The sequence below is a fragment of the Rhodovulum steppense genome, assembly GCF_004339675.1.
GTDB lineage: Bacteria > Pseudomonadota > Alphaproteobacteria > Rhodobacterales > Rhodobacteraceae > Rhodovulum > Rhodovulum steppense.
In genome coordinates this window covers 1-19,576 of sequence record NZ_SLVM01000005.1, presented here as the reverse complement: position 1 = coordinate 19,576, position 19,576 = coordinate 1, and the positions used below count along the sequence as shown (strand labels likewise).

Below are 19,576 nucleotides of genomic sequence, written 5' to 3'. Positions count from 1 at the left end.
AGCTAACACCCGATTGCGCGCGCTGCCAAGGGGAACGGGCTCAGAACCTTGCAGGACGGTTAATGGCGGCCGTTCCCAGCAGCAGGTCATGCAGCCCCTGCGCCCGCGCGCCGGTCAGCATCAGCACGACCGAGGCCACCTGCGGCAGCACGAAGGCCATGGAGAGCGAATAGAACAGCGTGTGCAGCGCCGCGGTGGGCAGGTCCAGCCGCTCGCCCCGGCCATTGCGGATCTCGATCGCCACAAGCCGCATCCCCCAGGTCGCCGAGCCGCGCGCCAGCGTCACCGTGCGATAGGCGAAACCCACCACCGCCACGAACAGCGGCAGCACGAAGACCGCAGCAAAGGCGGTGAAGGGCAGCGCGAGCAGCGCGATCAGCAGGATCAGAACCGTGTCCACCACCCAGGCGACAAGGCGCTTGGCGGGCACGTTCCTGTAGAACTCGGCATGCAGTACGGGGTCGGGCAGGCCCCAGAGGGGATCGGGCTGGTCGGTCATGTCGAACATTTGGGCGGACCTTTCCGGCGGGGCAAGGGGCGCGCGCCCTTGGCCGGGCGCGCGGGTGGTGCAATCAGGCACCCACGGGCATTTCGGGCGCCGGGGGCGTCTCGCGGGCGCGGCGGGCGCGGTCTTCCATGAACTGGTCGAACTCGGCCTTGTCCTTGGCCTCGCGCAGCCGGTGCAGGAACTCCTCGAAGGCGCGCTGTTCCTCTTCCAGGCGGTGCAGCGTATCGGCCTTGTAGGCGTCAAACGCGGCATTGCCCGAGGACCGGAACGCATCGCGCGCTTGCCGGAACTGGCGGTGACGGGAATGGCACTTTCCGTTGAACATGCGTTTGCTCCAGATCATGTAGGCAAGAAGGGCAAGGCCCGCGGGCCAGAACAGGATGAACCCGATCACCATGGCGGCGATCCAGGCCCCCTTGCCGCGCTCGTCGAGCCAGCTTTCGGCCCGTCCGGGCCAGGTGGCGAATGTGGTCATGGGCGGTCTCCTCGGTCACGATGTGAATGTCCTTCACATGATCGCAGATCGGTATCCCGCCCGGCCCGTTCAAGGGGGCATGTGAACCTTTTTCACATAGGCGCTGTCAGAGCGTGAAATCGGCCAGCCTTGCCCCGGTCAGGGCGGGCAGAACATGCGGGTCCAGCGCAAAGACATGGCGCGGCGTGCCCGCCGCCGCCCAGACCGTGCCGAACTCCAGCAGCCTTGGGTCCAGGAAGGCGCGGATCGGGGTCAGATGGCCCACCGGCGCCACGCCGCCGATGGCAAAGCCGGTCTGGGCGCGGATGAGTTCCGCATCGGCCTTGCCCAGCGGTTCGCCCGCCAGCGCGGACGCCTTGGCATCGCACACCCGGTTGCCGCCCGCGGTCAGGAACAGGATCGCCTCGCCCGAGCGCTCGCCGCGAAAGATGATCGACTTGGCGATCTGGTCCAGCGCGCAGCCCACTGCATCGGCGGCCTCCTGCGCGGTGCGGGTCTGGCCCAACTCGCGGATATCGGCGGACAGCCCCGCCGCCTCCAGCGCCGCGCGCACCCGTTTCAGGCTCTTGCTCATCCGCTGCCCTCCGTTCTCGCGGCCGGACTAGCCGCGTGCAGGGCAGGGCGCAACCCCGTTGACCCCCGCGCCTGCGCCCGGCATCAAGACGCCATGACCCTAGCCGCCCGCCTGACCCGTTCGCCCCTCCCGCACGAGCCCGACCGCGCCGCCGAGGCGGCCGAGCGTTTTGCGGCGCAGCCCTCCGAGATCCGCGCGCTGCTGGCCGGAACCGCCGGGTGCAGCCCCTATCTGTGGGGGCTGATGGTGCAGGAAACCGCCTGGCTGGAGGAGGCGCTGGCCGCCGACCCGGATGCCATGTTCACCGCGCTGCTGGACGAGATCCTCGCGCTGCCGCTCGACGGGCTGAAATCGGGGCTCAGGCAGGCCAAGCGCCGCGCCGCGCTGCTGATCGCGCTGGCCGATGCGGGCGGTGCCTGGCCGCTGGAACGTGTCACCGGCGCGCTGACCGATCTGGCGGATCTCTGCGTCGATACCGCGCTGAAACGCCTGGTCGCGGCCGAGATCGCGCGCGGCAAGCTGCCCGGCCTGACCGAGGCCGATGCCGATGCCGAAACCGCGGGCGGCATGGTTGCGCTGGCCATGGGCAAGCAGGGCGCGCATGAGTTGAACTATTCCTCGGATATCGACCTGATCATGCTGTTCGATCAGGACCGTTTCGACGAGGCCGATTTCCACGAGGTTCGCGCCGGTTTCGTTAAGATCACGCGGCGGCTGACCGCCCTTCTGTCCGAAATGACCGGCGAGGGTTACGTCTTTCGCACCGATCTGCGGCTGCGCCCCGATGCCAGCGTGACGCCGGTCTGCATGTCGATGGAGGCCGCCGAACGCTATTATGAAAGCCTTGGCCGGACATGGGAGCGGGCGGCCCATATCAAGGCGCGGCCCTGCGCGGGCGATATCGCGGCGGGCTGGGCCTATCTCGACCGGTTGCGCCCCTTCGTCTGGCGCAAGCATCTGGATTTCGCCGCGATCCAGGACGCCCATGACATGCGGCTGAAGATCCGCAACCACAAGGGGCTGCATGGCGCGCTTGCGCTGGAAGGCCATGACATGAAGCTGGGCCAGGGCGGCATCCGCGAGATCGAATTCTTCACCCAGACCCGCCAGTTGATCGCGGGCGGGCGCGATGCCGACCTGCGTGTGCGCGGCACGGTCGAGGGGCTGGCGCGGCTGTCGGCCAAGGGCTGGGTGCCGCCGAGCGTGGCCGAAACGCTGAGCGCGGATTACCGCGCCCATCGCGAGGTCGAGCACCGCTTGCAGATGGTCAACGACGCCCAGACCCACAAACTGCCCGCCACGGCCGAGGGGCTGGACCGGATCGCGCATTTCTGCGGTTGGGGCGATCCTGCCGCCTGGCGTGCCGACCTGACCGCCCGGTTGGGCCGCGTCTCGGGCCTGACCGAGGGGTTCTTTCAGCCCGGCCGTCCCGGCACGGACCAGTCCCTGCCCGAGTTGCCCGACAATGCAGGCGAGTTTGTCGAGCGCTGGCCGCATTACCCCTGTCTGCGCTCGGCCCGCGCGCGCGAGATCTTCAACCGGCTGAAACCCGACCTTCTGACCCGGCTGACCGCCGCCCCCCGGCCCATCGAGGCGTTCGCCGCCTTCGACGGTTTCCTGTCGGGACTGCCTGCTGGGGTGCAGCTTTTCTCGCTGTTCCAGGCCAATCCGCAGCTTATCGACCTGATCATCGACATCACCAGCGTCTCGCCCGAGCTTGCCCAGTATCTTTCGCGCAATGCGGGCGTGCTGGACGCGGTGATTGGTGGCGATTTCTTCCAGCCCTGGCCGGGGCGCGCGGCATTGCAGGGGGCGCTGTCCGCGCGTCTGGCGGCGCTGAAGGATTACGAACGCCAGCTTGATGCCGCCCGCGCCTGGACCAAGGAATGGCATTTCCGCGTGGGCGTGCATTTTCTGCGCGGGCTGATCGACGCGGCCGAGGCGGGACGCGAATATGCCGATCTGGCCCAGGCGGTTCTGGCAGCCCTCTGGCCGCATGTGGTGGCGGGGTTCGCGGCCAAGCACGGGGCGCCGCCGGGCAAGGGGGCTGTCGTGCTGGGCATGGGCTCGCTGGGGGCGGGGTCGCTGACGGCGAAATCCGATCTGGACCTGATCGTGATCTACGATGCCGACGGGGTCGAGGCGTCCGAGGGCCGTCGCCCGCTGGCCGCGCGGGCCTATTACGCCCGGCTGACCCAGGCGCTGGTGACCGCGCTGACCGCGCCGATGGCCGAGGGCAAGCTTTACGAGGTGGACATGCGCCTGCGCCCCTCGGGCAATCAGGGGCCGGTGGCGACCTCGCTCCAGAGCTTCCGCAACTACCAGCGCGAGGAGGCCTGGACATGGGAACATCTGGCGCTGACGCGGGCGCGGCCCGTGGCAGGCGAACCTGCATTGGCCGACGAGGTCGAGGCGTTCCGGCGCGAGCTTCTGGCCGACAAGGCGGATCCGGGCCGGGTGCTCGCCGGTGTGGTCGACATGCGCCGCAGGCTGGCCGAGGCCAGACCCGCAACATCCGCCTGGGACGGCAAGCAGGGGCCGGGGCGGGGGCAGGATATCGAACTGATCGCCTCGGCCGCGGCGTTGATCGCGGCCAGCCCGGCGACCTCGGTGGCCGAGCAACTGGAGGCCGGCGTCGCGTCCGGATGGCTGGGCGCGGACGAGGCGCAGGCGCTTTGCGACACCTATACGCTGTCGCGAAAGGTGCAGGGCGCGGCCCGGCTCATGTCCGAGGCGCCGCTCGATCCGGCCCGGCTCGGCGAAGGCGGGCTGACCTTCCTTTTGCGCGGCACCGGGGCAGAGGATGCGGCAGCGCTCGAGGCGCTGCTTGACCGGGGGCGCGCCAAGGCGGCAGAGGTGATCGAGGCGGTGATCGCACGCGGCCCGGTGGAAGCGCGCGATGCGGATTGAAGCGGCCGACCCCAAGGGGCTGATCCGCGAGGCCTACCGGATCGAGGGAATCGGGCCCGAGGAATGCCGCTCGATCTTTCTCGACTGGGCGCTGTCGTTGCCCGCGGAGGTCGTCGCAGGGCAGGCATTGAAGCGGCTCATCGCGGAATATGGCGCGGCTGCGCCCGATCATCCGATGACGGCTGTGCTGCGTGCCGGGCTCGACGACGGTCCGATTGCGCGGCGGCGGGGCGGGGCCCGGGGTCGGCGCAGCTGATCGAAAGCCCGACCGCAGCGGCTAGCGCCCCAGCCCGGCGGCCGCGCGGGCCAGCGCCGTGATCCCCGCCCAGTCGCCCGCCGCCACCAATGCCCCGGGCGCCACCCAGGATCCGCCCACGCAAAGCGTGTTCGGCAAGGCGAGGTAGTCGGCCGCATTTGCCGGACCGATGCCCCCCGTGGGGCAGAACCGGATGCGGGGCAGGGGACCGCCCAGCGCCCTCAGCGCCGCGACGCCGCCCGCGGCCTCGGCGGGAAAGAATTTCTGCACGCTGAAGCCGCGTTCCAGCAGCGCCATCGCCTCGGTCGCCGTGGCCGCCCCCGGCAACAGCGGCAGCGCGCCCGCCCGCGCCGCGTCCAGCAGCATAGGCGTCGCCCCGGGCGACACGCCGAACCGCGCGCCGGCGCCTTGCGCGGCCTCGACATCTTCGGGCGTGATCAGCGTGCCCGCGCCGACGATCGCGCCCGCTACGCGGGTCATCGCGCGGATCGCCTCCAGCGCGGCGGGCGTGCGCAGGGTGACCTCCAGAACCGGCAGCCCGCCCGCGACCAGCGCCTCGGCCAGCGGGCGGGCCTGGGCGGCATCCTCGATCACGAGAACCGGGATCACCGGGGCCTGGCGGCACAGGGTTTCAAGGATCTCGCTGGCGGCGTGGGGCGTCATGGCGGGCCTTTTCGTGGGATGGCGGGGCGGGTCATGGGTATTTGTGCCAAGAAGAAGTCACAGGATCGGGCTTGCCCCCTCGGTCGCGGGGCCGGCATGGGCGCGGAAGGCGGCGAAGAGCTCGCGCCCCATCCCTGTCGCATTGGCCGAAAGGTCGGGGGTTGCGGGCGGGCGATCAAGCGCGCCTTGTGTCGTGACATCAAGCGTGCCCGCCACGGCATCCAGCCGGATCACGTCGCCATCCCTTAGCCGCGCAAGCGGGCCGCCCCCGGCCGCCTCGGGCGTGAGGTGGATGGCGGCGGGCACCTTGCCGCTGGCCCCCGACATCCGCCCATCGGTGACCAGCGCCACCTTGAGCCCGCGATCCTGAAGGACGGCGAGCGTCGGGGTCAGGGAATGGAGTTCCGGCATGCCATTGGCGCGCGGCCCCTGGAAGCGGACGACGACCACGGTATCCTGGGTGAACTCGCCGCGCTTGAAGGCGGCCTTGACGTCCTCCTGGCTTTCGAAGATCCGCGCGGGGGCCTCGACGATGTGGCGCTCGGGCGCGACGGCCGAGGTCTTGACGATGCCGCGGCCAAGGTTGCCCGACAGCGCCTTGAGCCCGCCGCTGGGTTGGAAGGGATCGGCGGCGGGGCGCAGGATCGCGTTGTTCAGGCTGATGCCCGCGCCCGCAACCCAATGAAGCGCGCCGTCGATCAGCCGCGGTTCCTGCGTATAGCGGTCAAGGCCCGGTCCCGCGACGGTCAGGGTGTCAGGGTGCAGAAGCCCGGCCTCCAGCAACTCGCCGATCAGGTAGCCAAGCCCGCCGGCCGCGTGGAAATGGTTCACATCCGCCAGCCCGTTGGGATAGACCCGCGCCATCAGCGGCGTCACCTCGGACAGCCGGGCGAAATCGTCAAGATCCAGCACGATCCCTGCCGCCCGCGCCATCGCGGGCAGGTGCAGCACCAGGTTGGTCGAGCCGCCCGTCGCCATCAGCCCCACGATCCCGTTGGCAAAGGCGCGTTCATCCAGCACATGGCCCGCAGGCGTATAGGCGTTGCCCAGCGCGGTGATCTCCAGCGCACGTTTCGCCCCCGCCACCGTCAGTGCATCGCGCAAGGGCGTGTTGGGGTTGACGAAACTGGCGCCGGGCAGGTGCAGGCCCATCACCTCCATCAGCATCTGGTTCGAATTCGCGGTGCCGTAGAAGGTGCAGGTGCCCGGCCCGTGATAGGACGCCATCTCGGCCGCCATCAATTCCTCGCGCCCGATCTCTCCGGTGGCGAAGCGCTGGCGGACCTTCGCCTTCTCGTCATTCGGCAGGCCGGAGGTCATCGGCCCCGCGGGCAGGAACACCGCCGGGATATGGCCGAAACTGGCGGCCGCGATCACCAGCCCCGGCACGATCTTGTCGCAGACGCCCAGGAACACCGCCGCGTCAAAGCAGTCATGCGACAGCGCCACTGCCGCCGACAGCGCGATCACGTCGCGCGAGAACAGCGACAGCTCCATCCCCGGCTGGCCCTGCGTGACGCCGTCGCACATGGCGGGCACGCCGCCTGCGACCTGCGCCGTGGCGCCTGCCTCGGCTGCGGCGGCGCGGATCAGGTCGGGGAAGCTTTCCAGCGGCTGATGCGCCGACAGCATGTCGTTATAGGCCGTCACGATGCCCAGATTGGGCGCGCGCCCCTCGGCCAGCCGGTCCTTGGCCGCGCCCATCGCGGCATAGGCATGGGCCTGGTTGCCGCAGGTCAGATGCGCGCGCGCCGGGCCCTGCTCGGCGGCGCGCGCGATCCGGTCCAGATAGGCGGCGCGGGTCGGGCGCGAGCGGGCGGCGATCGCCTCGGTCACCGCGGCCAGCACGGGGTTCAGCGCCATGGGCCTGACTCCTTGGGGAAACGCTCTGTTCCGGGGATATAGCCGGTTAGCGCTAACATGGAAAGGCCGCGCCGCCTCTTTCCCCGCGCGGGCGAAGCGCGTATGGGAGGGCATGACCGACACGCTTCCCACTGTCCGCCTGCGCCCCAATGCCGAGGCCCGCGCCATTCGCCACGGCTTTCCCTGGATCTATGCCGACGAACTGGTGACCGACCGGCGCACCCGTGCGCTGGCGCCGGGCAGTTTCGCCCGGATCGAGGATGCCGAGCGTCAGCCGCTGGCACTTGTCACCGTCAACCCGGCCTCGAAGATCATCGCGCGGGTGATGGATCCCGATCCCGGGGCCGTGATCGGGCCGGACTGGCTGGCGGCGCGGCTGTCGTGCGCGCTGGCGCTGCGCGAGCGGCTGTATGACGCGCCCTTCTACCGGCTGGTCCATGCCGAGGCCGATGGGCTGCCCGGCGTCGTGATCGACCGCTTCGGCGAGACGGCGGTGATCCAGCCCAACGCCGCCTGGGCCGAAACCCATCTGGACGCGCTGGCCGAGGCGCTGGTTTCGGTCACGGGTGTCGCGACCGTGGTCAAGAACGGCACCGGCCGCGCCCGTGGTCTGGAAGGGCTGGCCGAGGAAACCGTAGTGCTGCGCGGCACGCTGGAGGGTCCGGTTCCGGTGCCGATGAACGGGGCGGTCTACATGGCCGATCTGATGGGCGGGCAGAAGACGGGGCTGTTCTATGACCAGCGGCCCAACCATGCCTTCGTGCAGGGGCTGGCGCGGGGCGCGCGGGTGCTGGACGTGTTTTCCCATGTCGGCGGCTTCGCGCTGGCGGCGCTGGCCGGTGGGGCGGTGCATGCGCTGGCGGTGGATGGTTCTGCCCCGGCGCTGGCCCTGGCCGAACAGGGCGCGGCGGCGATGGGTGCGGCCGAGCGGTTCCAGACCCGCCGGGGCGATGCCTTTGACGTGATGGCCGCGCTGGCGGCCGAAGGTGCCCGGTTCGATATGGTGATCTGCGACCCGCCCGCATTCGCGCCATCGAAACAGGCGCTCGAGGCCGGGTTGCGCGCCTATGAACGGGTGGCGCGTCTGGCGGCGGTGCTGGTGGCGCCGGGCGGTTTCCTTTGCCTGTGTTCCTGTTCCCATGCGGCGGACCTGACGCGGTTCCGCACGGCGTCTGCCCGCGGCATCGGCAAGGCGGGGCGGCGCTCGCAGATCGTCTTCACGGGCTTTGCCGGGCCGGATCACCCTGTGCTGCCGCAACTGGCCGAGTCGGGTTATCTCAAGGCGCTGGTGTTCCGGCTGGCCCCATGAAGGCGCTGCTGGACGCCTGCGTGCTTTATCCCACGGTGCTGCGGGAAATCCTGCTGGGCGTCGCGGCCGAGGGGCTGTTCACCCCGCTCTGGTCGGCGCGCATCCTGGAGGAATGGGCACGCGCCGCGCGCAAGCTGGGACCGGCGGGCGAGATTCAGGCCCGCGCCGAGATCGCGCTGGTGCGCGCCGCCTGGCCGGGGGCCGAGGTCGCGCCGAAACCGGGGCTCGAAGCACGGCTCTGGCTGCCCGATCCGGACGATATTCACGTTCTGGCCACCGCCATCGTCGGCGGGGCCGACCTGATCGTGACCTTCAACGCGCAGGACTTCCCGCGCCAGACCCTTGCCGACGAAGGGTTGCGGCGCGTGGACCCCGACCAGATGCTGCGCGAGCTATGGCAGGCCCAGCCCGCCGCGGTCGAGGCGGTCGTGGCGCGGGTGCATGCAGAGGCCGAACGGCTGTCGGGCGATGTGCTGCCCCTGCGCGCCCTGATGAAACGCGCGCGGCTGCCGCGTCTGGGCAAGGCGCTGGCCTAGCGCGCGCCTGGCGCCGGGCGTCACTGGCCGGTGACGGCTGTCCAGCGCGCCTCAAGGGCCTCGATGGCCTTGATGCGCTCCTCGGTCTTCGGATGGCTCATCAGCCAGGCGGGCATGATCCCGCCGCGTCCCGCGGTCAGTTCGTCGAGCTTGTGAAACAGCGATTTCTGCGGCCCGGTCCCGATCCCCGCCTTGGTCAGCAGCGCCGCGGCATAGGCATCGGCCTCGTATTCGTCCTGGCGGCTTAGCCGTGCCGCCAGCAGCGAGGCCAGCGCGTTCGCGATCATCACCCCGATGCCGGGCAGGAACCGGCCCAGCACCATCGCCAGCGCCGTGCGCAGCGCGTTCTGCCCCGAGAAGTCGATCATCCGCCGCCGCGTATGCCCCAGCGCCACATGGCCCAGTTCGTGCGCGATGACGCTGGCCAGTTCCTCGGCACTGACCTCGCCTGCCCGGTAGCGGTCGTAGAATCCCCGCGTCAGAAAGATTCGTCCGTCGGGGGCGGCCAGCCCGTTCACCGGCGCGATCTCGTAGATATGCACCCGGACCCGCGGCAGATCGAGCGCCTCGGCCATCCGGTCGGTCAGCCGCTTGAGCCGCGCATCGGCCAGCTCGGACGACCGCGCATCCAGTTCGCGCGCGGTGCGCCAGACCGAAAAATGATACATCGCGAGTGCGTAGAGAACCGCCAGAAGGATCGGTGTGAACTTCAGCATGGGCCAGATATGGGGCAGTCGGGGGGCGCTGGCAATCCGGGGTGCCAACGACTTTCGCGCGACCGGCAACGAAATGTGAACCTCTTGCCCCGATCCTTGCCGCGATGTCACCCGCTCAGAACGAGAGGCGCACGCCCTTGCGCAGACAGATACTCGCACTCGCCCTGCTGGCGGTCTGCACCGGCTTGCCCGCTGCGGCGCTCGCGCAGGCCGTGTCGCTTCTGGGCGAGGGGGGGATCTTCGGCGCGGGCAGCGCACTCGTGCCGGTGCGACATGCCCCGCCCGTGATGCAGGACGCGCCCGATACGGACGAGGGGGCTGGTCCCAGCCTGTTCGCCGGGCGCGAGGGTGCAAGCCTGTTCGCCCCCGGCACCCCGCGGGCCGAGCGGATGCGCATGCGCGAGGGGCGGAACGGGCTTGGCCATGGACCGGCCGGGCTGCGGCTTTCGGGGACCAGCGCCTTCTTTGCCGCCAGCGTGCGCGACCTGATCGCCCGGGCCGAGGCCGGGTCCAAGGGCTATGATGCCGTCCAGCATGGCGCGCGCATCCCGCCACCCCGGCGCCCGACCGAGATGTCCATCGCCGAGATCTATGCCTGGATCAAGGCCACCCCGCGCCAGCCCCACGCCATCGGCCGCTATCAGTTCATCCCCTCGACCCTGCGCCGACTGGTCAATGAACTTGGCATCGACGAACGCACGCGCTTTTCGCCCGAGGTGCAGGACCGCCTGGCCGATCTGCTGCTTGAAGAGGCGGGGATGGGCGCGTTCCTGGCGGGCAGCATCGACCGGCGCAGCTTCATGAACAACCTCGCCAAGATCTGGGCGGGCTTTCCCAATTCCAGCGGCAAGTCGCATTACCACGGCTATGCGGGCAACCGGGCCACCATGACCTGGGCGCAGTTCTCGGCCAAGATCGACAGCATCTTCCCGGGCTGAGGACGCGCCTAGCGTCCCAGCGCCTTCATCCCGCGTTCGATCCCGTCCAGCGTCATCGGCACCATCGCCCCTTCGAAGATCCCGCGGATCATCTCGATCGACTGGGTATAGGGCCAGTGGCGTTCCGGCACCGGGTTGATCCACAGGTTGTCCGGCCATTGCGCACGGGCTCGTTCCAGCCAGACGCGGCCCGGTTCTGCGTTCCAGTGCTCGTTCGCGCCGCCGGCAAAGGCGATCTCGTAGGGGCTCATGCTGGCGTCGCCGACGAAGATGCACTTGTAGTCCGGCCCGTAGGTGCGCAGCACCTCTGCGGTGGGGATCACCTCGGACCAGCGGCGGCGGTTGTCGCGCCAGACGCCTTCGTAAAGGCAGTTGTGGAAATAGTAATGCTCCAGGTGCTTGAACTCGGAGCGCGCGGCCGAGAACAGTTCCGCAACCACGCCCACATGGTCGTCCATCGACCCGCCGACATCGAGAAACAGGACCACCTTGACCGCATTGTGCCGCTCGGGCCGGGTGCGCACGTCGAGATAGCCGTGATCGGCGGTGGCGCGGATCGTTTCCTCTAGGTCCAGTTCGTGATGTGCCCCGGCGCGCGCCCAGCGGCGCAGCCGTTTCAGCGCGACCTTGATGTTGCGCGTGCCCAGTTCCACCGAGTCGTCCAGATTGCGGAACTCGCGCCGGTCCCAGACCTTGACCGCCTTGCGGTGGTGCGAGACGTCCTGTCCGATGCGCACGCCCTCGGGATTGTAGCCCCAGGCGCCGAAGGGCGAGGTGCCTGCGGTGCCGATCCACTTGTTGCCGCCCTGGTGGCGGCCCTGCTGTTCCTTCAGCCGCTCCTTGAGCGCCTCCATCAGCTTGTCGAACCCGCCCAGCGCCTCGATCTCGGCGCGCTCCTCCTCGGACAGGTGCCTTTCGGCGAGCTTGCGCAGCCAGTCCTCGGGCAGGTCCAGTGCCTCCAGCACATCGTCCGGGCCGATTTCCTCGAGCCCTGAAAAACTTTCGGCAAAGGCGCGGTCGAAGCGGTCCAGAAGGCGTTCGTCCTTCACCATCACGGTGCGGGCGAGGTAATAGAACCCCTCGACGTCATAGGTCACCAGTCCCGCCTTCATCCCTTCGAGAAAGCCCAGATACTCCCTCAGCGAAACGGGGATGCCAGCGGTGCGCAGCGACTGGAAGAACGGCAGGAACATGGGATGCAGGATAGGGCGGCGGCGGCGCGCAGGGAAGGGGGCTCAGCTGCGCCGCGCGCGGTTCAGTGCCGCGATCTCCTCCATCCGGCTGCGCACCTCGTTGTCGCTGCCGAACCCGTAGCGGCCCCAGCCCAGCGCGTCCTGGCGCACCGTGCGCGCCTCGCCCGTGCGGCCCAGCGCCTCCAGCGCCTCGGCCTTGATCAGCAGCATCGTCGCCAGCAGGGCGGCGTTCTGCCCGCGCGTCGCCGCGGCGAGATTGGCGTTGACCATGTCCAGTGCGGCGCGCGGCTGGCCCGCCGACAGCGCGAAGGCGGCCAGATGCATGCCGACATGGGCCAGGTGAATCCGCGTCTCGGGGCGCGCGGCATAGATCTCGCCCGCCTGCAGAAAGGCCGCCAGCGCCAGTTCGGGCCGCTCGCCGATCGACAGCCGCCCCAGCGCGAACAGGCTGAACGCAAGCCGCCCGTCCTGCCAGCCTCGGGCGCGTGCGATGGCCACGGCGCGCTCGGCGGCCGCGCGTCGGCGCGGCGCCGAGGTGCCCGCCCCAAGCGCGGTCTCGATCGCCTCGATCCAGTCGCGCGAGGTCTGAGCCAGCGGCGCGCCCGGCCGTCCTTCGCCGCGCGGGTTCATCCGCGCCAGAAGCCCGGGCAGGATCTGCGCAACCTGGGCGCGCGTCATGCCCGAGCGCAGTTCCGGCGCATAGTAAAGCCGCAGGATCAGCATGTCGAACCCGGTCAGGACCGTGTGGAAATTGTCGTCGTTGAACACCGAATCGGGTAGCCGGTACATGTCGTTGAGCGGCCCCAGCGCCTGGGCCAGTTCCTCGTGCAGGCAGTCGCGCACCTCCTGCGGGCTGACATCGCCGGGCAGGAAGATCGCCACCCGGTCGCGCGTGACCAGTGTGGTCCAGTCCACGGTCGCGCTGCGGCGGGCGCGGCGGTATTCCTCCCAACTCGACACCCTTGGCGCGACGAAACAGGCCGCTTGCGGCACAGCGCGCTGCAATCGGGCGCGCGGCAGCACCTCGATGGTGATCTCGGCAGGCTGGTCGGGGGCGACGCGGGTGATGTCGATGTCGGCCTCGCGTCTCAGTCGTGCGATCAGCGCCGCAAGATCGGGGCCCAGGCTGGGCGGCGCCGTCCCTGTTACCCGCACCCGCACCGGCCCCTCGAAACGCGACATCACCGCCAGCGGCCGACCGCTTTCCATGCGGAAGGACAGGTCCAGGAAATCCTGCGCGATCTGGGCGTTCGAACGCGTCGGCGGCTCGGCCGGTCGAACCGGAAAGCTCTTCATTGGCGGCAGCGCGGCCGATAGCGGCGGCACCCGGTCGGGCAGTTCCGCAACCGGCGTTGCACAGGCCGCCAGCGCAAGGCAGGCGGCCAGCAGAAGCGCCGCGCGGCGCGTCACCGCGGGCCCCGCTCGTATTTGATGAAGGGGGTCAGGCGTCCAATCCGGTCATACAGCGCGCGCGCGGCCGCGTTGTCGGCCGCCGTCGTCCAGTAGACGGTCGGCACGTCGCGCGCATCCGCCACCGCATAGACCGCCCGGATCAGCGCCTGCCCGATGCCCCGGCCGCGCAATTGCGGCTCGACGAACAGATCCTGCAGATAGCAGACCCCCTCGGGTTTCCAGCAATGGCGGTGAAAGATGAAATGCGCGAGCCCCGCGGGCCGCCCGCCGATCAGCGCCAGACGGCAGCCCATATCCGGATCGCCCCCGTGCAACAGCCGCGCAAAGGTCGTCTCGTAGACATCGGGCGCCACCGCCGACTCGTAGAAGTCGAGATAGCCGGACCACAGGCGCCGCCATTCGGGCATGTCCTCGGGGCGCAGCGGGCGGATGGTGACGTCGGACAAGGGGAGGCCTTTCGCAAGCAGGGCGGGCTGCCGCCCGCGCCCCATCTTGGGCGAGCGCGCGGCCCGGCACAAGGGCGCCCGCAACCGAAACGTGTTCCGTGTCCGCGTCGTGGCGGTTCGCCTCAGCCCCGCCGCGCCATGAAGGCCAGCCGCTCGAACAGTTGTACGTCCTGCTCGTTCTTCAGCAGCGCGCCATGCAGCCGGGGCAGGGCGCTGCGCCCGTCGCGGCGCAGATCCTCGGGCTTCAGATCCTCGGCCAGCAGCAGCTTGAGCCAGTCCAGCACTTCGGAGGTCGAGGGCCGTTTCTTCAGCCCGTCCATCTCGCGGATCTCGTAGAACCGGGTCAGCGCGGCATGCAGCAGGTCCTGCCTGATGCCGGGGTGATGCACCTCGACGATTCTCTTCATCGTCTCGACATCGGGGAACCGGATGTAATGGAAGAAACAGCGCCGCAGAAAGGCGTCGGGCAGTTCCTTCTCGTTGTTCGAGGTGATAATCACCACCGGGCGATGGCGCGCGCTCACCGTCTCGCCGGTCTCGTAGACGTGGAATTCCATCCGGTCGAGTTCCTGCAACAGGTCGTTGGGAAACTCGATATCGGCCTTGTCGACCTCGTCGATCAGCAACACGACCCTCTCGGGCGCCTCGAAGGCTTGCCACAGCTTGCCGCGCCTTATGTAATTGGCGATGTCATGCACCCTTTCGTCGCCAAGCTGGCTGTCGCGCAGCCGACTGACCGCATCGTATTCGTACAGCCCCTGCTGGGCGCGGGTTGTCGATTTTATGTGCCATTCGATCAGAGTCATGCCCAGGGATTGGGCAACCTGCCGGGCTAGCTCGGTCTTTCCGGTGCCGGGCTCGCCCTTTACCAGCAGCGGCCGTTCCAGCGCGACCGCGGCATTGACCGCGACGCGCAGATCTTCCGAGGCGATGTAGCTCTCCGTCGAGTTGAACGCCATGACACTCCCCCGCCAGATCGGACCGATTCCGGCGGACCTTAGCGCCCCTTCCAAAACAGGCAAGCACCATGTATGAGGCCACAACGCTAGTGACACGGTGCGGCGATCGGGCTATAGCCAGCCCCGTGACGTGCCGGGGAGAGATTGCGATGAATGAGTTTTCGCCCGGTCCAGACAAGGGAGCAGGGATGAAAGCCGAAGTGTTCTTGCCCGACGATTACCGTCCCGCGGAAGACGAGCCCTTCATGAACGAGCGCCAGCTCGAATATTTCCGCCGCAAATTGATTGCCTGGAAGAACGATCTTCTCAACGAAAGCCGCGAAACCCTTGAAGGGCTTCAGGATTCCAGCCGCAACATCCCCGATGTCGCCGACCGCGCCAGCGAGGAGACCGACCGCGCGCTGGAACTGCGGACGCGGGATCGCCAGCGCAAGCTGGTCGCCAAGATCGACGCGGCGCTGCGCCGGATCGAAAATGGCGAATACGGCTATTGCGAGGAAACGGGCGAGCCGATCTCGCTGAAACGGCTGGATGCCCGCCCCATCGCCACCCTGAGCCTGGAGGCGCAGGAACGGCATGAACGCCGCGAACGGGTGCATCGCGACGACTGAGACGACGACGGGGGAGGGCGCATGCCCCTGACTGGGCGGAAGGTGACGATCCTCGGGGCCGGGATTGCGGGCCTCGCGGTGGCAGCAGCGCTGGCCCGAAGGGGGGCGGAGGTCGTGGTTCTGGAACGCGCCGACGCGATCCGGGAAGTCGGCGCGGGCCTGCAGATCAGTCCCAACGGCATGGCCGTACTCGAGGCGCTGGGCCTCGGCCCGGCGCTGGCCGAACATGGCGTGCGGGCGCGCGCGGTCCACCTGCGCGATTTCCGCGCGGGGCGCGAGGTCCTCCGGCTCGATCTCTCGACCGGCGCGGGCGCCTATCATTTCATCCACCGGGCGGACCTGGTCGAATTGCTGGCCGGGGCGGCCCGGGCGGCCGGGGTCCAGATCCGGCTGCTGCACGACGTCATGGGTGTCGCGATCGAGCGGGGCCGTGCCCAGTTGACGACTGCCCATGGTGCCCAGGTGAGCGCAGACCTGCTGATCGGCGCGGACGGGCTGCATTCGGTCGTGCGCGGCGCCCTGAACGGCATGGCCGCGCCCGACTTCACCGGGCAGGTCGCCTGGCGTGCGCTGGTCCCCGCCACCGGACCGGTCGCGCCGGTGGCCCAGGTCTTCATGGGGCCAGGGCGGCATCTTGTGCATTACCCGCTGCGCGGTGGCGAGTTGATCAACATCGTCGGCGTCGAGGAACGCGAAACCTGGGCCGACGAGGGCTGGAACCATGATGACGCTCCCGTGAACCTGCGCCGCGCCTTCGCCGATTTCGGCGCCGGGGTGCCCGAGCTTCTCGCCCGGGTCACGCATGTGAACCTCTGGGGACTGTTCCGCCATCCCGTGGCGGCGCGCTGGCATATGGGCCCCGCGGCGATCCTCGGCGATGCAGCGCATCCCACGCTGCCCTTCCTCGCCCAGGGCGCGAACATGGCGCTCGAGGATGCCTGGGTGCTGGCCGCCTGCCTCGAACGCCATCCCGACACCGAAACCGCCTTCGCCGCCTACCAGGCCGAACGCCGTCCGCGCACGATGAAGATCGTCGACATGGCGTCGAAGAACGCGCGCAACTACCATCTCAGCTCGCCACCCCTGCGCGCGCTTGCCCATACCGCGCTGCGGCTGGGCGGTGCGCTTGCCCCGGGCGGCGCGCTCAAGCGCTTCGACTGGGTCTATGCCCATGACGTCGCCGCCCGCTACCCCCTGACAGCCGCCCCGATGCCCTGAGAACCTGCCCCGGCACCTTCTTCTTGGCCGAAATACCCCCGCCGGAGGCACGCGGCCATAAGGCCGCGCCACGCCCAACCCCGGACAAGCGGGGCGAAAGCCCCGCGCGGGCCGGGGGCGGGAGCACCCCGCCGCTTCGGCTCAGGCGTCCAGCGTCACCCAGACCGGCACATGGTCCGACGGCTTCTCGCGGCCGCGCTGCTCCGCCTCGATCCGGCATTCCGTCATAAGATCGGCCGCCTGCGGGCTCAGCAGCAGGTGATCGATGCGGATGCCGTCATTGCGGCTCCACGCGCCCGCCTGGTAATCCCAGAAGGAATAATGCCCGGGCCCCTGCACCCGCGCCCGGAACGCCTCGGTATAGCCCAGGTTGACGATCCGCCGGAACGCCGCCCGTGTCTGCGGCAGGGCCAGCGCATCGCTTGCCCAGGCCTCGGGCCGCGCCGCGTCCTCGTCCTGCGGGATCACGTTGTAATCGCCCGCCAGAACCACCGGCTCCTCGCTCGCCAGCAGAGTCTTCGCGCGGGCCTCCAGCCGTGTCATCCAGGCCAGCTTGTAATCGTATTTCGGCCCCGGCGCCGGGTTGCCATTGGGCAGGTAGAGGCCGCAGATCCGGACTGCCCGCGCCCCCATCACGGTGGCCTCGATCCAGCGTGCCTGTTCATCCCCCGCATCGCCCGGCAGGCCGCGTGTCACGTCCTCCAGCGGCCGTTTCGACAGGATCGCGACGCCATTGAACCCCTTCTGGCCATGGGTTTCCACGTTATAGCCGCGCTCCTCGAAGGGCGCGCGCGGAAACGCCTCGTCAACCGACTTGATCTCCTGCAACAGCGCCACATCGGGCGCGGAGTCGTCGAGCCAGGCCAGCACCGTCTCGATCCGCGCCTTGACCCCGTTGATGTTGTAGGTCGCAATCCGCATCAGCCCTCCGCCCGCCGTCCGGTCCCGGCCGGACTATCGGCGGCTGCGGGGGGAATGTCCATGCAATCGGCGTCCTGCCCGGCCGCGGCCAGCCACAGCGCGTCAAGCGCGCGAAGCTCGGCCGGATCGAAGCGCGCGGGATCGTTCCAGCCGAGCCCCTCCGGCGCCCGGTAGCCAAGCGCCGCCTCGCGGTCCAACGCGGCGCGGGCGTCGAACCGGCCGGGCGCGCGGGGCAGGCTGGCCGGGGTCGCATGTGGAAAGACCAGTCGGCTCTTGCCGGTCGAGAGGTTGACCATGGCACAGCCCGCCGCTGCGGCCAGCACCATCAGCCGCGCGGATTTCGCCTCCAGCGATTGCAGGGTGATGTCGTCGCGCAAGGGATCGGCCCGGCCGGTGCCGTAGAAATGGGTGGGGCCGCTCTGCGGGTAGACCATGTCGCAACCAAGCATCGCGATCACCCGCGGCCGACAGGTCCAGAGCGCCCAGTAGGCCGCGGTAAAGGCCATCGTGGCGCCGCAATAGACCACCCCGCCATGGGCATTCATCGTCGGCACGAATGCGGTCTCATCGACCAGTATCTGGCACGGGCCGGGCGCGGGGGGCAAGCGGGCCGTCAACCTCGTGATGGATGCGCTGACGCTGACGCTGGAAATCGAACAGGCCGAGCTTGCGCTCGATCCGGCAAACTATCCGGTCGAGAACCAGCTCACCCTGGCGGGGTCGAGCTGCTGGAACAGCGCGACGACCGACCCGATCATGGACATCGAAGAGGCGAAAGAGCGGGTGCACACCACCTGCGGCGTCGACCCGAACCGCATGGTGGTCAGCAGCGCGGGATTCCGGGCGCTGAAGAACCACCCCCGTATCATCGAACGGTTCAAGTACACCACGTCCGAAAGCATCACCACCAAGATGCTGGCGGGCCTGTTCGAGCTGGACGAGCTGGCCGTGGGCAAGGCCACCTATGTGGACAGCGATGCGCCTGACGCGCCGTTCAAGGAGGCGTGGGGCAACGCCGCCGTGCTGGCCTATGTGCCGACGCAGGACGCCGCCCAGGAACAGCCCTCGTTCGGCTACACCTACACCCTCAAGGGCCACCCCTTCGTGGAGCCGCCGCGCTGGGAAGGCGGGCGCCGGTCGTGGGTCTATGGCGTGACCTACGAGCGCAAGCCGGTGCTCACGGGCATCGCCTCGGGCTTCCTGTTCCAGAACATCGTGGAGCCTGCGTGATGAGCGGCGCGGGCAAGTTCGGCCCGGTCGAGGTGTTCCGGGCGGGCAGCTTCACCGACATGACCGGGGGGCGCCATACGATCTCCGAGGCGACCCTTCGGGAAATCGCCTCGGGCTATGACCGCGACACGGCACCGGCGCCGGTCGTGATCGGGCATCCGCAGACCGATACCCCGGCCTTCGGGTGGGTGGAAGCGCTCTATGTGGAACGCGGGGTGCTGAAGGCCACGCTGGAACAGACCGCGGCCGAGTTCGCTGACGCCGTGCAGGCGGGACGGTTCAAGAAGGTCTCGATCTCGCTCTTCGTGCCCAACGCGGCCGCGAATCCCAAGCCCGGATCGTTCTACCTCAAGCATGTGGGCTTCCTCGGTGCGGCGGCGCCCGCCGTGCCGGGGCTCATGCCGGTGAAGTTCGCGGACACGGGCGGGGACAGCCTGCCCTTCTACCAGGACGCCTTCGCCGCCCCGGCATCTGCGGCCGATACCGAGCTGGCCCGGCTGCGGCGCCAGGTGCGCGAACGCGAGGTGGAAGAGCTGATCGCCGAAGGCCGGGTGCTGCCCGTGTTCAAGGACGAGCTGGTGGCCTTCGCGGCCAGCCTGGACGATACCGAGACCGTCAGCTTTTCCGAGGGCGCCACCGCGACCCGGAAGGACTGGTTCCTGTCCTACCTGAAACGGCAACCCAAGGTCGTGTCCTTCGGCGCGCTGGATCTGGGGCAGGTGCCCTTCGACGGCGGGCGGCACCGTCAGGACCAGACCATTCCTGACGGCTACAGCGCCGACCGGACGCATGACGAGCTTCTGCACGCCGCCCGCCAGATCGTGCGCGAGAAGGGCG

Annotated in this window: 20 protein-coding genes and 1 pseudogene; 9 read left to right on the top strand and 12 right to left on the bottom strand. The window is 69.3% G+C overall.

Annotated elements, in window-relative coordinates:
- Window positions 1-40: 40 nt before the first annotated feature.
- The 3 genes from EV216_RS04405 to EV216_RS04395 form a co-directional block, all read right to left on the bottom strand.
- Window positions 41-499 carry an RDD family protein gene (locus EV216_RS04405; protein WP_132693855.1) on the bottom strand — a complete coding sequence of 153 codons (459 nt, stop codon included), beginning with the start codon at window positions 497-499 and terminating at the stop codon, window positions 41-43.
- Between the two features lie 73 nt (window positions 500-572).
- Window positions 573-983, bottom strand: coding sequence for a DUF2852 domain-containing protein (locus EV216_RS04400; protein ID WP_132693854.1), 411 nt, complete (start codon window positions 981-983; stop codon window positions 573-575).
- 106 nt (window positions 984-1,089) lie between these two features.
- Window positions 1,090-1,557: a YbaK/EbsC family protein gene (locus EV216_RS04395; protein ID WP_132693853.1), complete on the bottom strand. Its 468-nt coding sequence runs from the start codon at window positions 1,555-1,557 to the stop codon at window positions 1,090-1,092.
- 93 nt (window positions 1,558-1,650) lie between these two features.
- Between EV216_RS04395 and EV216_RS04390 the strand changes: the two genes are divergently transcribed.
- Window positions 1,651-4,467 (top strand): [protein-PII] uridylyltransferase family protein, encoded by a 2,817-nt coding sequence (locus EV216_RS04390; protein WP_132693852.1) that lies wholly within the window; start codon window positions 1,651-1,653, stop codon window positions 4,465-4,467.
- The gene (locus tag EV216_RS04385) at window positions 4,457-4,723 is read left to right on the top strand and encodes a hypothetical protein (RefSeq protein WP_132693851.1); all 267 of its coding nucleotides are present in this window, start codon (window positions 4,457-4,459) and stop codon (window positions 4,721-4,723) included. The genes EV216_RS04390 and EV216_RS04385 overlap by 11 nt, the downstream gene beginning before the upstream one ends.
- A 21-nt stretch (window positions 4,724-4,744) precedes the next feature.
- Here EV216_RS04385 and eda read toward each other — a convergent pair whose 3' ends face one another.
- Both eda and edd read right to left on the bottom strand, forming a co-directional pair.
- The gene (gene eda / locus EV216_RS04380; RefSeq protein ID WP_132693850.1) at window positions 4,745-5,386 is read right to left on the bottom strand and encodes a bifunctional 4-hydroxy-2-oxoglutarate aldolase/2-dehydro-3-deoxy-phosphogluconate aldolase; all 642 of its coding nucleotides are present in this window, start codon (window positions 5,384-5,386) and stop codon (window positions 4,745-4,747) included.
- Window positions 5,387-5,443: 57 nt separating this feature from the next.
- The gene (gene edd / locus EV216_RS04375) at window positions 5,444-7,249 is read right to left on the bottom strand and encodes a phosphogluconate dehydratase (protein ID WP_132693849.1); all 1,806 of its coding nucleotides are present in this window, start codon (window positions 7,247-7,249) and stop codon (window positions 5,444-5,446) included.
- A gap of 112 nt (window positions 7,250-7,361) precedes the next feature.
- Between edd and EV216_RS04370 the strand changes: the two genes are divergently transcribed.
- Window positions 7,362-8,558 (top strand): RSP_2647 family RNA methyltransferase, encoded by a 1,197-nt coding sequence (locus tag EV216_RS04370; protein WP_132693848.1) that lies wholly within the window; start codon window positions 7,362-7,364, stop codon window positions 8,556-8,558.
- Entirely contained in the window at window positions 8,555-9,094 is a 540-nt protein-coding gene (locus tag EV216_RS04365; RefSeq protein WP_132693847.1) for an RSP_2648 family PIN domain-containing protein, read from the top strand. The genes EV216_RS04370 and EV216_RS04365 overlap by 4 nt, the downstream gene beginning before the upstream one ends.
- A 20-nt stretch (window positions 9,095-9,114) precedes the next feature.
- Here EV216_RS04365 and EV216_RS04360 read toward each other — a convergent pair whose 3' ends face one another.
- A complete protein-coding gene (locus tag EV216_RS04360) occupies window positions 9,115-9,810 on the bottom strand; it encodes a M48 family metalloprotease (protein WP_132693846.1) in 696 nt (231 codons plus the stop codon).
- A gap of 137 nt (window positions 9,811-9,947) precedes the next feature.
- Here EV216_RS04360 and EV216_RS04355 point away from each other — a divergent pair, with 137 nt between their 5' ends.
- Window positions 9,948-10,748, top strand: a complete 801-nt coding sequence (locus tag EV216_RS04355; protein WP_243641963.1) for a lysozyme family protein — start codon at window positions 9,948-9,950, stop codon at window positions 10,746-10,748.
- Between the two features lie 8 nt (window positions 10,749-10,756).
- Here EV216_RS04355 and EV216_RS04350 read toward each other — a convergent pair whose 3' ends face one another.
- The 4 genes from EV216_RS04350 to EV216_RS04335 form a co-directional block, all read right to left on the bottom strand.
- Complete coding sequence (locus tag EV216_RS04350) at window positions 10,757-11,941, bottom strand: vWA domain-containing protein (RefSeq protein ID WP_132693844.1); 1,185 nt, start codon at window positions 11,939-11,941, stop codon at window positions 10,757-10,759.
- Between the two features lie 42 nt (window positions 11,942-11,983).
- Window positions 11,984-13,351, bottom strand: coding sequence for a DUF2927 domain-containing protein (locus EV216_RS04345; RefSeq protein ID WP_243641962.1), 1,368 nt, complete (start codon window positions 13,349-13,351; stop codon window positions 11,984-11,986).
- The gene (locus tag EV216_RS04340) at window positions 13,348-13,800 is read right to left on the bottom strand and encodes a GNAT family N-acetyltransferase (protein WP_243641961.1); all 453 of its coding nucleotides are present in this window, start codon (window positions 13,798-13,800) and stop codon (window positions 13,348-13,350) included. The genes EV216_RS04345 and EV216_RS04340 overlap by 4 nt, the downstream gene beginning before the upstream one ends.
- A gap of 122 nt (window positions 13,801-13,922) precedes the next feature.
- On the bottom strand, window positions 13,923-14,759 hold the full coding sequence (locus EV216_RS04335; RefSeq protein ID WP_132693841.1) for an AAA family ATPase: 837 nt from the start codon (window positions 14,757-14,759) through the stop codon (window positions 13,923-13,925).
- Window positions 14,760-14,947: 188 nt separating this feature from the next.
- Between EV216_RS04335 and dksA the strand changes: the two genes are divergently transcribed.
- Together dksA and EV216_RS04325 are read left to right on the top strand one after the other, a co-directional pair.
- Window positions 14,948-15,370, top strand: coding sequence for an RNA polymerase-binding protein DksA (gene dksA / locus EV216_RS04330; RefSeq protein ID WP_132693840.1), 423 nt, complete (start codon window positions 14,948-14,950; stop codon window positions 15,368-15,370).
- A gap of 21 nt (window positions 15,371-15,391) precedes the next feature.
- A complete protein-coding gene (locus EV216_RS04325) occupies window positions 15,392-16,588 on the top strand; it encodes an FAD-dependent monooxygenase (protein ID WP_132693839.1) in 1,197 nt (398 codons plus the stop codon).
- Window positions 16,589-16,729: 141 nt separating this feature from the next.
- On the opposite strand, the gene xth is transcribed toward EV216_RS04325, so the two are convergent.
- The gene (gene xth, locus EV216_RS04320; RefSeq protein WP_132693838.1) at window positions 16,730-17,509 is read right to left on the bottom strand and encodes an exodeoxyribonuclease III; all 780 of its coding nucleotides are present in this window, start codon (window positions 17,507-17,509) and stop codon (window positions 16,730-16,732) included.
- Window positions 17,509-18,126, bottom strand: coding sequence for a hypothetical protein (locus tag EV216_RS04315; protein ID WP_132693837.1), 618 nt, complete (start codon window positions 18,124-18,126; stop codon window positions 17,509-17,511). Before EV216_RS04315 ends, xth begins: the two co-directional genes overlap by 1 nt.
- A gap of 7 nt (window positions 18,127-18,133) precedes the next feature.
- On the opposite strand from EV216_RS04315, the gene EV216_RS04310 reads away from it, so the two are divergent.
- Complete coding sequence (locus EV216_RS04310) at window positions 18,134-18,739, top strand: major capsid protein (protein ID WP_132693836.1); 606 nt, start codon at window positions 18,134-18,136, stop codon at window positions 18,737-18,739.
- Window positions 18,739-19,576 (top strand): annotated as a pseudogene (locus EV216_RS04305) (hypothetical protein); the annotation flags it as partial. The gene EV216_RS04310 and the pseudogene EV216_RS04305, both read left to right, overlap by 1 nt.

Excerpts from the sequence above, each read along its gene's own strand:
- EV216_RS04405 (WP_132693855.1), bottom strand. The coding sequence starts at position 499 with ATGACCGACCAGCCCGATCCCCTCTGGGGCCTGCCCGACCCCGTACTG.
- EV216_RS04400 (WP_132693854.1), bottom strand. The coding sequence starts at position 983 with ATGACCACATTCGCCACCTGGCCCGGACGGGCCGAAAGCTGGCTCGAC.
- EV216_RS04395 (WP_132693853.1), bottom strand. The coding sequence starts at position 1,557 with ATGAGCAAGAGCCTGAAACGGGTGCGCGCGGCGCTGGAGGCGGCGGGG.
- EV216_RS04390 (WP_132693852.1), top strand. The coding sequence starts at position 1,651 with ATGACCCTAGCCGCCCGCCTGACCCGTTCGCCCCTCCCGCACGAGCCC.
- EV216_RS04385 (WP_132693851.1), top strand. The coding sequence starts at position 4,457 with ATGCGGATTGAAGCGGCCGACCCCAAGGGGCTGATCCGCGAGGCCTAC.
- eda (WP_132693850.1), bottom strand. The coding sequence starts at position 5,386 with ATGACGCCCCACGCCGCCAGCGAGATCCTTGAAACCCTGTGCCGCCAG.
- edd (WP_132693849.1), bottom strand. The coding sequence starts at position 7,249 with ATGGCGCTGAACCCCGTGCTGGCCGCGGTGACCGAGGCGATCGCCGCC.
- EV216_RS04370 (WP_132693848.1), top strand. The coding sequence starts at position 7,362 with ATGACCGACACGCTTCCCACTGTCCGCCTGCGCCCCAATGCCGAGGCC.
- EV216_RS04365 (WP_132693847.1), top strand. The coding sequence starts at position 8,555 with ATGAAGGCGCTGCTGGACGCCTGCGTGCTTTATCCCACGGTGCTGCGG.
- EV216_RS04360 (WP_132693846.1), bottom strand. The coding sequence starts at position 9,810 with ATGCTGAAGTTCACACCGATCCTTCTGGCGGTTCTCTACGCACTCGCG.
- EV216_RS04350 (WP_132693844.1), bottom strand. The coding sequence starts at position 11,941 with ATGTTCCTGCCGTTCTTCCAGTCGCTGCGCACCGCTGGCATCCCCGTT.
- EV216_RS04335 (WP_132693841.1), bottom strand. The coding sequence starts at position 14,759 with ATGGCGTTCAACTCGACGGAGAGCTACATCGCCTCGGAAGATCTGCGC.
- dksA (WP_132693840.1), top strand. The coding sequence starts at position 14,948 with ATGAAAGCCGAAGTGTTCTTGCCCGACGATTACCGTCCCGCGGAAGAC.
- EV216_RS04325 (WP_132693839.1), top strand. The coding sequence starts at position 15,392 with ATGCCCCTGACTGGGCGGAAGGTGACGATCCTCGGGGCCGGGATTGCG.
- xth (WP_132693838.1), bottom strand. The coding sequence starts at position 17,509 with ATGCGGATTGCGACCTACAACATCAACGGGGTCAAGGCGCGGATCGAG.
- EV216_RS04310 (WP_132693836.1), top strand. The coding sequence starts at position 18,134 with ATGGATGCGCTGACGCTGACGCTGGAAATCGAACAGGCCGAGCTTGCG.